This is a genomic window from Vibrio sp. 10N.222.52.B7, from assembly GCF_041474275.1.
GTDB lineage: Bacteria > Pseudomonadota > Gammaproteobacteria > Enterobacterales > Vibrionaceae > Vibrio > Vibrio crassostreae_C.
In genome coordinates this window covers 40,471-54,363 of sequence record NZ_JBFRTU010000041.1, presented here as the reverse complement: position 1 = coordinate 54,363, position 13,893 = coordinate 40,471, and the positions used below count along the sequence as shown (strand labels likewise).

Genomic DNA, 13,893 nt, shown 5'->3' with positions numbered 1-13,893 from the left:
CCCTTAGATGTCTAGTACTTGTGGCTGTTGAGCAACATGGTTGTGCTCAGTACCAGCGTACACTTTAAGCTTACGGTACATCGCGCGGCCTAGAGGACCACGTGGAAGCATACCTTTAACTGCTAGTTCTAGAACCATTTCTGGTTTCTTAGCAATTAGCTTTTCAAAAGTGATAGTTTTAAGACCACCTGGGAACTCTGAGTGACGGTAGTAAACCTTACCCTTAGCTTTGTTACCAGTTACAGCAACTTTCTCAGCGTTAACAACGATGATGTAATCACCAGTGTCTACGTGAGGAGTGTATTCTGCTTTGTGCTTGCCGCGTAGGCGAGAAGCGATTTCACTTGCTAGACGGCCAAGAGTTTTGCCTTCAGCGTCTACAACATACCAGTCGCGTTTTACAGTTTCTGGTTTAGCAACGAAAGTTTTCATGCTAATAATTACCTATTTAAAAAATTTACACTTAAGGAATACTCGCGTATTCCCACTGTCTAAGAGTTACCATTCATCACCCCTTCGAGTGTTGGAAAACTCTTGGCATAACGTGATTTTACTCATCGCTAGAGGCCCGCAGTAACGGTAGGTCGCAGGATTATAGAGAAGAGCGAAGAAAAAATCACCTCTTTTTGAACAAAATCACGATTTTTTTAATTCTATTTCTTATTCGAGATAATCAAAGCTAACTTAAGTGTTCTTTTGCCAAATATTCATGGCTCTGCATTTCAATTAAACGCGACTGACAACGTTTAAATTCAAACTCTAGCTGACCATGGGTGTATAGCTTTTCTAGCTCCACTTCCGCTGAAATAATCAGCTTCACATTGCGCTCGTAGAACTCATCAACTAATGCAATGAAGCGCCTCGCAGCGTCATCTGAAGTCGCGCCCATTTGCAATACATCCGCCAATAGAACTGTGTGATAAACCCGAGACAACTCAATATAGTCGTTCTGGCTACGAGCCGACTGACAAAGCTGAGCAAAGGTGCCATGCAGTACGCCATCACTCGCTTCGACTACATCTAATTGACGGTGGTTAACCTCTATCTGCTTAAGCTTCTCTTTATCTTCACCAACGAGCTGAGCGTAATACTTTTCGAGATTAATATTCGCTTGGCTATCTAGCGGGTAATGGTAAATCTCAGCCTGTTCTAAGGTACGTAGACGATAGTCAATACCACTATCAACATTAAGGATATGACAGTTGTCTTGAATGAGCTTGATGGCAGGTAAGAAACGCGCTCGCTGTAACCCGTTGCGATACAGATCCGCAGGTGGAATATTAGAGGTCGCAACCAAGATAGCGTTTCGAGCGAATAACTCTTGGAACAAGGTTCCTAGGATCATCGCATCGGTGATGTCTGAAACAAAGAATTCGTCGAAACAGATAATGTCCGCTTCTTCCTTCAACTTGTCTGCGACTAAAGGCAATGGATCACTCACATTACCTAGCGCCTTTAGTTCATCATGAACTCGATACATAAAGCGGTGAAAGTGAACACGCATTTTTTTAGTGGTCGGTAAGGCATCATAGAACGTATCCATTAGGTACGTTTTTCCTCGCCCTACGCCACCCCAAAAATAGAGACCTTTCGGTGATTGTGGCAGTTCTGGCTTTTTGCCTAGTAATTTCTGGAAGCGAGTCAGTTGAGGAATGGGCGTATTCATGTAATCTTGAAGTTGATGAAAGAGTTCATCTAAAGATTTTACGGCTTGCTCTTGTGCTGGATCTCTTTGAAATCCATGTTCTTTTATATCTTGTTCGTATTTTTTAATGGGATTCATGACGACATTTCCACAATGAAAGCAATATCAGACAACAACTAAAAATGAGCCCAAACAGTACGAGGAATAACGTGATGTGGTGAATAATGCAGCATCAAACTGCTAACTAGCGCACACGCATTTCTCTTTATACTGCGGCTTTCTCATAGTACCATGGAGCCGTATCACGTGTAACTAAGCAGTAACAAACATGTTAAAAAACAATAATAAGGAGCTGTTATGCCTTGGATGTATGCCGTTGCCGGTTTACTAGTCGGAGTTATTTTAGGGGTCGCTATTTCTCGTCTCATGACACCTGAATACAAAAAACAAAAAAACGTACAGAAAGAATTGGATAGCGCAAAGTTTGCCCTTGAGCAGCAGCGACAAGAGCTGGCTGATCACTTTGCGAAATCAGCAGAAATGTTGGACACATTAGGTAAAGACTACACAAAACTGTACCAACACATGGAAAAAACAAGCTCAGAGCTGATTCCTAACCTGCCAGAGCAAGATAACCCGTTTGTGAAAACAGCCGCTGCCCATTCGGACAAGCCACAAGAGAAGCCTTCAGTAAAAGAGGCGACACTTGAGGAACAACCGAAAGATTACGCTAATGGCGCAACCGGTTTATTTACAGAGCAGAAGAAAGAAATCATGAATGCTCCCGATGTTGTTACAGCAAAAGCATCGTAAACATTTAACACTTCTGTGAACTTTACAAAGGTTTTTGAGTCATAACTTTCACTCAGGTCATTTGAAACTTATCATACTTATTAAACGTATAAGAGGGTTAAGACCTTAACTAGAGAGGAGTTTATGATGAAAAAACCTTTGCTTGCTTTATCAGTGCTAACTTTAAGCTTAAGTTCAATCATCACCCCCATTAAAGCAACAGCCGCACTGCCATTAAGTGTGGGTAATGAACAATTACCGAGCCTTGCTCCTATGCTTGAACAAGTGACCCCCGCTGTGGTTAGTATTGCCGTAGAAGGCAAACAGGTACAACGTCAGCAAATCCCTGAACAATTTCAATTCTTTTTTGGTCCAGAACAAACACGAGAGCGTCCCTTCCGCGGATTAGGCTCTGGTGTCATCATTGACGCCGAGAAAGGTCATATCGTGACCAATTACCATGTCATTAATGGTGCGGACGATATCAAAGTAAAACTGCATGATGGTCGAGAGTACGATGCTGAGCTAATCGGCGGCGACCAGATGTCTGATATCGCACTGCTAAAATTAGAAGAAGCCAAAAACCTGACCCAGATAAAAGTCGCAGACTCAGACAAACTAAGAGTTGGTGATTTTAGTGTCGCGATCGGTAACCCATTCGGACTTGGGCAAACCGTGACATCCGGTATTGTTTCTGCACTCGGCCGTAGCGGCCTGAATCTAGAAAACTTTGAAAACTTCATTCAAACCGATGCAGCAATCAACAGCGGCAACTCTGGTGGTGCGCTAGTGAACCTTAACGGTGAGCTAATTGGTATCAACACCGCCATTCTTGGCCCTAACGGAGGTAATGTCGGTATCGGCTTTGCAATCCCTTCTAATATGATGACAAACCTGACAGAACAAATTCTCGACTTCGGTGAAGTAAAACGCGGCATGCTTGGCGTTCAAGGCGGAGAAGTGACCTCTGAATTGGCAGAAGCACTCGGTTATGAATCAAGCAAGGGCGCCTTTGTTAGCCAAATCGTCCCTGACAGCGCAGCCGATAAAGCAGGACTGAAAGCGGGCGATATTATTGTCTCTATTAATGGCAAACGCATTGATACCTTCAGCGAGTTAAGAGCTAAGGTCGCAACACTCGGCGCTGGTAAGCAGATTGAACTGGGTGTGGTTCGTGACGGTAAGAGCAAAACCTTTGATGTGACGCTTGGTGAATCCACCAATAATAAAACACAAGCTGAGAAGCTCCATGAAGGACTAGCTGGTGCTGAGTTAACCAACACAACAGAGAGTGACTCTGCAACGGGCGTCAAGGTATCGAATGTTGCTCAAGGTTCACCAGCCGAAGCCTATCAACTCCTGAAAGATGACATCATCATCGGAGTAAACCGCCAGCCCGTTAAGAACCTTGCTGAGTTTAGAGAGATTCTTGAAAAACAACCTGGTGTACTGGCGCTTAATATCCAGCGAGGCGACCGAACTATCTATCTTGTGATTCGATAGTCTTACGTCAGCGCAATTACAGGGAGGCTCAGTAAGTTTGCTTTAAACTTACTCAGTCTCCCTTTTCTTTAGATCAATCAAAATGCTATGCTTCACTTGTAATCAAATCAGTCATCCATTGATGGAGGCTTCACACCTTACTTGTTGAAGAGGGAAACATGCTGTCCTTTCTATTTCGTTCTATTTCCCTTGGACTCGTTTCAGCGGCGCTTATTCTTCTCGCCTTCCCGAGCTTAAGACCAGCGATTGTCGCTGACGTCACTAGCCCTAAAGTCGATAATATTGGCTCTCTTCAGATTTCATTTAACCAAGCAGTTCGCCGCGCGGCGCCTGCAGTGGTTAACATTTATAGCCGTAAATACGCTGAAAGCGATCGAAACAAACTGCTCACACAAGGTTTGGGCTCTGGGGTGATTGTTAGCGAGAAAGGCTACATCATTACCAACTTCCATGTGGTGGCTCAAGCAGACCAAATAGTTGTGGCACTTCAAGATGGCCGAGTAGCAGCTGCGCAACTTGTCGGTTCAGACAAACGCACCGATATCGCGATACTTAGAGTCAGCGGTGATAATCTACCGGTGATCCCACTCAATCCTAATTACAAAGCCAATGTCGGTGATGTTGTACTGGCTATCGGTAACCCATACAACCTAGGTCAAACAACAACCTTTGGTATCATCTCTGCAACCGGCCGTTCTTCGATCAGTGCCGATGGCCATCAAGCCTTTATCCAGACCGATGCGGCAATCAATGAAGGTAACTCAGGTGGCGCACTGGTGAACTCACAAGGTGAGCTAGTCGGTATCAATACCGCCTCTTTCCAGCAAGCTACCGACATGGAAACCTATGGGATCTCATTCGCTATCCCCTATCCGCTTGCTAATAAAATCATGGAAAAGATCATCGCCGATGGTCGTGTGATTCGTGGCTATATTGGTATCGATGGACAAGACATCAACTCAGTCACCTCACGCATGTTGGGTACTAAGAATATCGGCGGGATCGTTGTGTTGGGGATAGACCCTAATGGTCCGGCTGCCGATGCGGGTTTTGAAGCTCAAGACATTATTGTCAGTATCAACGATAACCAAGTAAATGGTCGCCAGAGTGTAATGGACATCGTTACCGACCTGCGACCTGGTACAGTTATCGATGTGGGTATATTGCGCCAAGGTGAAAGCAAAACCTTAAAGGTGACCATCGCCGAAGATACTCGCCTGTAGAGCAAAATCTGTAAGCAATGATTCAAGCTGCTAATACACAAGTACAAAAAACCCAGCTCATAGGCTGGGTTTTCTTTTATCTAAAGATTGTTTCAAGTATCTCTACGATTCACTTTGCTCTTCGATATCGATGCGAGTCACTCGCTGTAGTCCTCTAGGCAGTAGACCACCACGACGACCACGTTCACCACGGAAGTTTTCAAGATCCGCAGGTTTCAAACCAAGCTTACGTTTACCGGCGTAGATAGTCAGCGTCGCATTCTCTGGGATAGCCATAAGATGTGAGACAAACTCTTCACGCTCTTTTGCTTTCGCAGAAGGGATGTTGATGATCTTGTTGCCTTTACCTTTGCTCAGCTGAGGGAGATCTTTAATCGGGAACAACAACATACGACCTTGGTTAGTAATCGCCAGAATCTGATTACTGTCCAAGTCAGCAATAGGGCTTGGCATCATCACTTCAGAAGCTTGTGGCAAGTTAACCAAGGCTTTACCGCTCTTGTTCTTGGACAGCAGATCGCTACCCTTACAAACAAAACCATAACCTGCATCAGAACCGACTAACCATAATTGTTCATTCTCTCCCATCACCACTTGGCGAATAGAAGTACCTGGGCTGACGTTCAAGCGGCCTGTAATTGGCTCACCTTGGCTTCGCGCCGACGGTAATGAATGTGACTCAAGGGAGTAGCTTCGACCATCACTGCCGAGGAACACCGCTTGCTGGTTACTCTTACCCTTAGCACTCGCTAAGAATTTATCACCCGATTTGTAGTTCAAACCTTCAGCGTCAACTTCATGCCCCTTGGCATGACGAATCCAACCTTTCTCAGACAACACAACCGTGATTGGTTCGCTTGGTACTAAGTCGCGCTCTGTTAGCGCTTTCGCTTCAGCGCGCTCAATCAGAGGTGAACGACGATCATCGCCGTATTTATCCGCATCTGCTTGGATTTCTTTCTTGATCAGCGTATTCAAGCGACGCTCTGAACCGAGTAGCTTTTCAAGCTTCTCACGTTCAGCTTCAAGCTCTTCTTGTTCCGCTCGGATTTTAAACTCTTCTAACTTAGCTAAGTTACGAAGTTTAATATCAAGAATCGCATTGGCTTGAATTTCAGAAATGTTGAAACGGCTCATTAGGACAGGACATGGTTCGTCTTCTGTACGAATGATCTCAATCACTTCATCGATATTAAGATAAGCAGCAAGCAAACCTTCTAAGATGTGCAAGCGTGCCAGTACTTTATCTAAACGGTACTGCAAACGACGGCGAACCGTTGTGCGACGGAACTCGATCCACTCTTTCAGGATTTGAACTAAGCCTTTAACTTGAGGACGATTATCTAAACCAATCATGTTCAAGTTAACGCGGAAGTTTTTCTCTAGATCCGTCGACGCGAACAGGTGACTCATCAATTGGTCACAGTCGATACGATTCGAACGAGGAACGACAACGATACGCGTTGGGTTCTCGTGATCCGATTCATCTCGCAAGTCGTCAACCATTGGCAACTTCTTAGCGCGCATCTGGTTAGCGATTTGCTCAAGTAACTTCGCACCTGACACTTGATGAGGTAAAGCCGTGATAACAATATCAGAGCCTTCCTTGTGCCAAACCGCGCGCATCTTGATGCTGCCACGTCCAGTACGGTAGATCTTTTCGATGTCCGATTTCGGGGAGATAATCTCAGCTTCAGTCGGGTAATCTGGACCTTGAATGAAACCCATCACGTCTGAAAGCTCAGACTTAGGCGTATCAATTAGGTGAATGGCTGCATTAGCGACTTCACGCACGTTGTGTGGTGGAATATCGGTCGCCATACCTACCGCGATACCTGTAATACCGTTAAGTAGGATGTGAGGTAGGCGAGCAGGCAACATTTGAGGCTCTTTCATCGTGCCATCAAAGTTTGGTTGCCAGTCAACAGTGCCTTGACCTAGTTCACCTAGAAGAACCTCAGCAAACTTAGATAATTTGGCTTCGGTATAACGCATCGCAGCGAACGATTTCGGATCATCAGGAGCACCCCAGTTACCTTGACCATCTACCAATGGGTAGCGGTAAGAGAAAGGCTGCGCCATCAATACCATCGCTTCGTAACAAGCAGAGTCACCATGTGGGTGATACTTACCTAATACGTCACCAACGGTACGTGCTGATTTTTTGTATTTCGATGCAGCCGATAAGCCTAGCTCAGACATCGCGTAGATAATACGACGCTGTACTGGCTTCAAGCCATCACCGATATACGGCAATGCACGATCCATGATCACGTACATTGAGTAATTTAAGTAGGCATCTTCGGTGAACTTGCGCATTGGCAGCTGTTCAACGCCATCATATGTAATTTCGTTAGACATCCATTATACCTCGGCCATATCACCGTTAGTCTGTAGCCATGTACGGCGATCATCTGCACGTTTCTTACCAAGCAGCATGTCCATCATCTCGTTGGTTGCTTCGCTGTCATCAATCGTTAACTGCACAAGGCGACGAGTGTTTGGATCCATGGTGGTTTCACGCAACTGAAGTGGGTTCATTTCACCCAGACCTTTGAATCGTTGCACGTTGATCTTGGCTTTCTTCTGCGATAGTCGCTCAAGCACACCGTCTTTCTCTGCGTCATCAAGTGCGTAGAACACTTCTTTACCGCAATCGATACGATACAGAGGAGGCATTGCCACATAGATATGACCCGCTTCAACTAATGCATGGAAATGGCGAGTAAACAAAGCACACAGCAGTGTCGCGATATGAAGACCATCCGAGTCCGCATCGGCAAGGATACAGATCTTACCGTAACGCAGGCCGGATAAATCATCGTTGTCCGGGTCGATGCCTAGAGCCACCGAGATGTCGTGCACTTCTTGCGAAGCCAATACTTGGTCTGCTGACACTTCCCATGTATTTAGGATCTTACCGCGAAGTGGCATAACTGCTTGGAACTCACGATCACGTGCTTGTTTAGCAGAACCACCCGCCGAGTCCCCTTCCACGAAGAAGATTTCGGTACGGCTTAAGTCTTGAACTGAACAGTCAGTTAGCTTACCCGGCAGTGCTGGGCCTGAAGCGATTTTCTTACGAACAACCTTTTTGCTTGCGCGCATACGGCGGTGGGCATTCGCAATACAAGCTTCTGCTAGCTGTTCTGCCAGTTGTGGCTTTTCGTTCAACCACAGGCTAAACGCATCTTTTACCACACCAGACACAAACGCAGCAGTTTGACGTGAAGACAAGCGCTCTTTTGTTTGACCAGCAAACTGCGGATCTTGCATCTTCACCGACAGTACGTACGAACAGCGATCGAAGATATCGTCGCCCGTTAGCTTAACGCCACGCGGCAGCAAATTACGGAATTCACAGAACTCACGCATTGCATCAAGAAGACCTTGGCGAAGACCGTTTACGTGTGTACCACCTTGTTTAGTCGGTACTAAGTTCACGTAACTTTCGGTGATCATGTCGCCGCCTTCTGGCTGCCAGATGATCGCCCAGTTTGCCATTTCTGTTTCAGCAACGAATTCGCCAACATACGGTTCTTCAGGCAGCAAGGTGTAACCTTTCACGCCTTCGGCAAGGTAGTCTTTTAGACCATCTTCATAGAACCATTTATGCTCTTCACCACCGACTTTGTCGATAAAGGTAATTTCTAAACCTGGGCAAAGCACTGCTTTTGCACGTAGGTTGTTAATCAGACGAAGTGTCGAGAATTTAGGGCTATCGAAGTACTTAGGATCAGGCCAGAAATGTACTGATGTACCACTGTTACGATGACCACAAGTGCCCGTCACAGTAAGCTCTGTTACTGCATGACCGCCTTCAAGTGCGATCTCGTGAACCTGACCTTCTCGGCGTACGGTCACTTCAACACGTTTTGACAGCGCGTTTACAACCGAGATACCTACACCGTGCAGACCACCAGAGAACTTATAGTTGTTATTCGAGAATTTACCGCCAGAGTGGAGCTTAGTTAAAATCAGCTCAACACCTGAGATCCCTTTTTCAGGGTGGATATCGACAGGCATACCACGGCCGTCATCGGTAACTTCTAACGATTGGTCTGCATGAAGTACCACTTTGATCTTCTTAGCGTGTCCCGCTAGTGCTTCATCGACCGAGTTATCAATGACTTCTTGGGCAAGGTGGTTAGGTCTTTCTGTCTCGGTATACATTCCCGGGCGGTGTCGCACAGGGTCGAGACCTTCAAGTACCTCGAGGTCTTTTGCATTATATTGTTCAGTCATAATACGGAGTTTACTCAAAAAGTTTGCGTCAGTTCGCTGGCTCCAGTTTCACTAAAGCAGAATCATTACTATGAACCGTCATAGTAGAGCGAACGAGCGAAGTATTGGGGAATATAGTCTGGAAGCTGAGTAATGATGTCAAGCTAGTTCAAAAACTAAGACATCAAACTATGATATTTCACCATTGATAGATGAAATAACAGGCAAACAAGAGAAAATCACTTGGTTGGTGGAACAGATTAAAGATTTAGAAAGGTGATGATTTGTTGTGGGTAGCGTTCAAAATCAACAAAGCTATGATCCCCGCCCTCTTCTACTGTCTGTGTTGCACCTTGGTACTTCTCTACCGCTTGTCGGTAATCCAGAACTTCGTCTTCCGTTTGCTGAAGTAACCAGAAGTCGCTCGGCTTAGCGATAGCCGAAACCTCTAACGCCTTCAGTTCATCAATATGTTTTGTTTCCAGTACATATCGTTCATCTGTGTATGGGTTTACTTGTTCACCTAAATAGTCAGCAAGAAGCTCATACGGCTTCACTGCTGGGTTTACAACCACCGCTTTAAAACCATAGTGGCTATTCAGCCATGTTGAAAGATAGCCACCCAGCGAGCTACCGACCAACGCTATTTGATATTGCTCTTTGTATTGCTCCACCAGCTGCTGTAAATGAAGTGCCGCTTGTTGAGGGAAACTCGGCAGTTGAGGGGTTACGACTTTAATATCAGCGCGATGCTCCGCACAGTAATCTGCCATCACATTCGCTTTATGAGAACGTGATGAGCTGTTAAATCCGTGAATATAGAGAAGCAGCGATGGCTTATTAGCTTGTTGATTAGAGCCTGGCATCAATAACCGCCTTCATTAGTAACCAGCAGCCTTAAAATCAGGCAAGAACTGCCCATGAGGCAGACGACGAACTTGCGTGCTAACGGTACCGTCTTGATGTAATTCAATCTCTCTCCAGCCCGGAGACAAAGTATCAACCGCGAAGTCATCTGAGTTAGGTTTGAATTGCACACAAGTCGACGGTGTTGCCATGACTTGTACACCATGATGATCTCGGTTCATGTCTTGATGAACGTGACCACACAGTACGGCTTTAACATTGGTGTGCTGTTGAACCACATCCCAAAATTGATCGGCGTCTTTTAGGTTATGTTGATCTAACCATGCGCTGCCAACCAACAATGGATGGTGGTGCAATAGAACCAAGGTATTACGTTCAGGGAACTCCGTCAGCTTCTGTTCTAATAGGTCAAGCTGTTGATCGCTGAGGCGACCATGAGGCACACCAACCACCTGCGAGTCTAGCATCACCATCTGCCAGTTATCGCCTAGCAAGACATGCTCAACACACTGTATTTGTGGTGATGGTAAAACACTGCCCATATTAGGCTTAAAGTCATGGTTCCCTGGCAGCCAATAGCATGGCTTTTCCAAAGGCTGAATCCCTGACTCAAATTTCTGGTACGACTCAGCACTGTGATCTTGAGATATATCACCGGTTGCTAAAATCGCTTGATAGTCAAAGCCCTGACTAACAATGCCATCGACTACAGCACGAAAGCTATCTTGAGTGTTGATGCTTAATAAGCTGCCATTGCTCGGCGCAAATAAATGCGTGTCCGTTAGCTGCACAAGCTTAATAGTGCTCTCATCAAATTTTGAAGTGTGTGATAATTCCAAAATAACAAATCCAGATACGTTACTGTTTAGACTTTAAAAGTGTTGATAAATAGGCTCAATTAAAAGGCAATTGGGGTTCGGCTGATACCCGTTTTTAAACAAAACGTTAACCATTCCCCAAGAAATTTATTCAATTGAAATTTCTCGTCCTTTTGCAGAAGCTTAGTGTTGGGGTAGTCATATTTCGCTTTGACTCGCGAAAAATCCCCGCTAGCGCACACTTCTGCAACTCGAGCGTCGTGATATAGCCTGACAGACATTTTTGGCAAAGGAAACACTGGCATCGCATCACTCTGACATATATCTATTAATGTGGTGTATTTTGTGACCTCATTCACTGTCAATTGATACACCATATTAACGGCTTGGTAACAGCGAACGTCACCAACCTCATGCCCAACCGGTAACAAAGCGTTCAGTTTGGCATAGTTAGTCTCGTAAACTCGCATCAATTCAGCAAGATCAACATGATACGGTTTTTTGACCGCGATATTTGGCATGACGTTAATCTATCCACTCTGACTGTAATTCTTGGTAGTTCAATTGTAGCCACTGTAGCGCAATGATCGTGGCTCCATTTTCAAATACACCATCTTTTACCAACTGATAAGCAGCTTCGCGACTCATCACTTGTACACGAATGTCTTCACCTTCGTAGTCCAATCCGTGTACCCCTTTGGCTGTCGTTGCATCAACACAGCCAACAAAGACGTCGAGCTTTTCAGAGCAACCACCAGATGAAGGATAATACGAAGTAATAGGCAATACAGATCCGACTTCGACTCCGGCTTCTTCCATTGCTTCACGACGAGCGACGTCTTGTGGCGATTCGTCCGTATCAATGATCCCAGCAACAATTTCGTATTGCCATGGGTTCTCATGCTCTAGGGCTCCGACACGGATCTGTTCGACGATCACCACTTCATCACGCACAGGATCATAAGGTAGCAAAGCGGCAGCATGTCCACGCTCAAACATCTCACGCTCTATTGGTTGGCTCCAGCCTCCCTCAAATAGTCTATGTTTAAATGTGTACTTGACCATTTTGAAAAAACCACGAAACAGCGTCTCTTTTGAGACTATTTCCACATCTTGCGGAGTAAACTCATGTCGTTGATTGTCATACTGTTGCATTTGGTACCTCACTAAGTGATCTTTATAGTTTACTCATTGTCCGAGTTAACTACCAAGGATAAGGTTCAACTTTTTATATAAAATTTATAATTAAAGTTAAGCTTTAAAAAATAAATATTGCACAAGTGGACAGTTAACTGTAAAAAAGTGCAAAGTTTCGAGTAAATTACCACCAAACTGGGTTAAACTCTTCTAAAGAAAATTCCATAAAAGGCAGGAATAGGAAAATGAAAAAACTGCTTCCACTATTTATCAGTGCAGCAATTGGCAGCCTGAGTTCGTCAGCTTTTGCTGATACGCTAGCTGAAGTTTACGACCAAGCAAAACAGAACGATCCACAACTTCTTCGTTCAGCAGCGCAGCGCGATGCCGCTTTTGAAGCAGTAACGTCAAGTCGTAGCTCTTTGTTACCGCAAATCAACCTAACAGCAAACTACGACATTAATCGTGGTGATCGAGATACATCAGGTGTTGGTAATTCAAGCATTGATAACAACACTTGGGGAGCTGCTATCGGCTTCAGCCAAGAGCTTTACCAGCGTTCTTCATGGATCACACTAGATACGGCAGAGAAAACCGCTCGTCAATCTGATTCAGCTTACGCGGCAGAACAACAAGCCTTGATCCTTCGTGTTGCGACAGCATACTTCGAAGTGCTTCGCGCTCAAGATAACCTAGAATTTGTTCGTGCAGAGAAAGCAGCGGTTGCTCGTCAACTAGAACAAACTAAGCAACGTTTTGAAGTAGGTCTTTCAGCAATCACCGATGTACATGATGCGCAAGCTCAGTACGATGGTGTTTTGGCTGATGAAGTTCTTGCAGAGAACGACCTAACGAATAGCTACGAAGGTCTTCGTGAGATTACAGGTCAGGAACACTCTAACCTAAGCATCCTAGATACTGATCGTTTCTCAGCAAGCAAATCTTCTGAGTCTGCAGTTGCACTTGTTGAACAAGCAGAACAAAAGAACCTTAGCTTATTGGCTGCACGTATCTCTCAAGACGTAGCAAAAGACAACATCTCTCTAGCAAGCTCTGGTCACCTACCAAGCTTAACCCTAGATGGTAGCTACGCTGTTTCAGATCAATCAAACAGCACCCAAGATTACGACCAAGACAACCTAAACATTGGTTTGAACTTAGTTGTACCTCTATACACGGGTGGTAACACAACTTCATTGACTAAACAGGCTGAATACAACTACGTTGCAGCAAGTGAAGATCTAGAAGCAACTTACCGTAGCGTTGTAAAAGACGTACGTGCATTCAACAACAACATCAGCGCTTCGATCGGTGCTCTACGCGCTTACGAACAGTCTGTAGTTTCTGCTCAGTCTGCTCTAGAAGCAACAGAAGCTGGTTTTGATGTAGGTACTCGTACTATCGTTGACGTACTAGATTCGACTCGTCGTCTATATGATGCGAACAAAAACCTTTCAGATGCTCGTTACAACTACATCCTAAGTGTACTTCAGCTTCGTCAAGCAGTTGGTACGCTAAGCGAACAAGACATTGTTGATGTAAACGCAGGTCTAAAAGTAGCAAGTAAGTAACTCTTAATTACTCAAGTTACCGTTACAAAAATGCCGCTCATTGAGCGGCATTTTTATTATCGATTAAAGCGAGATTTACTGCCTAACTAAAAGCTTAACGCCAAAAACTAAAA

The 13,893-nt window shown here is 45.0% G+C and carries 12 protein-coding genes; 4 read left to right on the top strand and 8 right to left on the bottom strand.

The features are described 5' to 3' along the window. Positions 1–3: 3 nt before the first annotated feature. Together rplM and zapE are read right to left on the bottom strand one after the other, a co-directional pair. Positions 4–432, bottom strand: a complete 429-nt coding sequence (rplM, locus tag AB4512_RS12505) for a 50S ribosomal protein L13 (protein WP_010434689.1) — start codon at positions 430–432, stop codon at positions 4–6. A gap of 247 nt (positions 433–679) precedes the next feature. Continuing rightward, positions 680–1,783: a cell division protein ZapE gene (gene zapE / locus AB4512_RS12500; protein ID WP_372174975.1), complete on the bottom strand. Its 1,104-nt coding sequence runs from the start codon at positions 1,781–1,783 to the stop codon at positions 680–682. 219 nt (positions 1,784–2,002) lie between these two features. On the opposite strand from zapE, the gene zapG reads away from it, so the two are divergent. From zapG to degS, 3 genes are all read left to right on the top strand, one after another. Next, positions 2,003–2,458 carry a Z-ring associated protein ZapG gene (gene zapG, locus AB4512_RS12495; protein WP_017061432.1) on the top strand — a complete coding sequence of 152 codons (456 nt, stop codon included), beginning with the start codon at positions 2,003–2,005 and terminating at the stop codon, positions 2,456–2,458. A 126-nt stretch (positions 2,459–2,584) separates the two neighbouring features. Further along, entirely contained in the window at positions 2,585–3,940 is a 1,356-nt protein-coding gene (locus tag AB4512_RS12490) for a Do family serine endopeptidase (RefSeq protein ID WP_017061431.1), read from the top strand. 158 nt (positions 3,941–4,098) lie between these two features. Beyond that, on the top strand, positions 4,099–5,163 hold the full coding sequence (gene degS, locus AB4512_RS12485; protein ID WP_017061430.1) for an outer membrane-stress sensor serine endopeptidase DegS: 1,065 nt from the start codon (positions 4,099–4,101) through the stop codon (positions 5,161–5,163). A gap of 102 nt (positions 5,164–5,265) precedes the next feature. On the opposite strand, the gene parC is transcribed toward degS, so the two are convergent. From parC to nudF, 6 genes are all read right to left on the bottom strand, one after another. Further along, entirely contained in the window at positions 5,266–7,524 is a 2,259-nt protein-coding gene (parC, locus tag AB4512_RS12480) for a DNA topoisomerase IV subunit A (RefSeq protein WP_017067236.1), read from the bottom strand. Between the two features lie 3 nt (positions 7,525–7,527). Then, positions 7,528–9,408 carry a DNA topoisomerase IV subunit B gene (gene parE, locus AB4512_RS12475; RefSeq protein WP_017061428.1) on the bottom strand — a complete coding sequence of 627 codons (1,881 nt, stop codon included), beginning with the start codon at positions 9,406–9,408 and terminating at the stop codon, positions 7,528–7,530. A 239-nt stretch (positions 9,409–9,647) separates the two neighbouring features. Further along, positions 9,648–10,253 (bottom strand): esterase YqiA, encoded by a 606-nt coding sequence (yqiA, locus tag AB4512_RS12470; protein WP_017061427.1) that lies wholly within the window; start codon positions 10,251–10,253, stop codon positions 9,648–9,650. Positions 10,254–10,268: 15 nt separating this feature from the next. Continuing rightward, entirely contained in the window at positions 10,269–11,093 is an 825-nt protein-coding gene (cpdA, locus tag AB4512_RS12465; protein WP_017061426.1) for a 3',5'-cyclic-AMP phosphodiesterase, read from the bottom strand. Between the two features lie 59 nt (positions 11,094–11,152). After that, positions 11,153–11,593 carry a DUF1249 family protein gene (locus AB4512_RS12460; RefSeq protein ID WP_008222561.1) on the bottom strand — a complete coding sequence of 147 codons (441 nt, stop codon included), beginning with the start codon at positions 11,591–11,593 and terminating at the stop codon, positions 11,153–11,155. A 4-nt stretch (positions 11,594–11,597) separates the two neighbouring features. Then, the gene (gene nudF, locus AB4512_RS12455; protein WP_017061425.1) at positions 11,598–12,227 is read right to left on the bottom strand and encodes an ADP-ribose diphosphatase; all 630 of its coding nucleotides are present in this window, start codon (positions 12,225–12,227) and stop codon (positions 11,598–11,600) included. A 227-nt stretch (positions 12,228–12,454) separates the two neighbouring features. On the opposite strand from nudF, the gene tolC reads away from it, so the two are divergent. Next, on the top strand, positions 12,455–13,780 hold the full coding sequence (gene tolC, locus AB4512_RS12450; protein WP_017061424.1) for an outer membrane channel protein TolC: 1,326 nt from the start codon (positions 12,455–12,457) through the stop codon (positions 13,778–13,780). The last annotated feature ends 113 nt before the right edge of the window (positions 13,781–13,893 follow it).

What these genes read in the sequence shown, in the direction of transcription:
- degS (WP_017061430.1), top strand. Translation starts at nt 4,099, where the DNA reads ATGCTGTCCTTTCTATTTCGTTCTATTTCCCTTGGACTCGTTTCAGCG.
- AB4512_RS12460 (WP_008222561.1), bottom strand. Translation starts at nt 11,593, where the DNA reads ATGCCAAATATCGCGGTCAAAAAACCGTATCATGTTGATCTTGCTGAA.
- zapG (WP_017061432.1), top strand. Translation starts at nt 2,003, where the DNA reads ATGCCTTGGATGTATGCCGTTGCCGGTTTACTAGTCGGAGTTATTTTA.
- tolC (WP_017061424.1), top strand. Translation starts at nt 12,455, where the DNA reads ATGAAAAAACTGCTTCCACTATTTATCAGTGCAGCAATTGGCAGCCTG.
- parC (WP_017067236.1), bottom strand. Translation starts at nt 7,524, where the DNA reads ATGTCTAACGAAATTACATATGATGGCGTTGAACAGCTGCCAATGCGC.
- yqiA (WP_017061427.1), bottom strand. Translation starts at nt 10,253, where the DNA reads ATGCCAGGCTCTAATCAACAAGCTAATAAGCCATCGCTGCTTCTCTAT.
- nudF (WP_017061425.1), bottom strand. Translation starts at nt 12,227, where the DNA reads ATGCAACAGTATGACAATCAACGACATGAGTTTACTCCGCAAGATGTG.
- parE (WP_017061428.1), bottom strand. Translation starts at nt 9,408, where the DNA reads ATGACTGAACAATATAATGCAAAAGACCTCGAGGTACTTGAAGGTCTC.
- rplM (WP_010434689.1), bottom strand. Translation starts at nt 432, where the DNA reads ATGAAAACTTTCGTTGCTAAACCAGAAACTGTAAAACGCGACTGGTAT.
- zapE (WP_372174975.1), bottom strand. Translation starts at nt 1,783, where the DNA reads ATGAATCCCATTAAAAAATACGAACAAGATATAAAAGAACATGGATTT.
- AB4512_RS12490 (WP_017061431.1), top strand. Translation starts at nt 2,585, where the DNA reads ATGAAAAAACCTTTGCTTGCTTTATCAGTGCTAACTTTAAGCTTAAGT.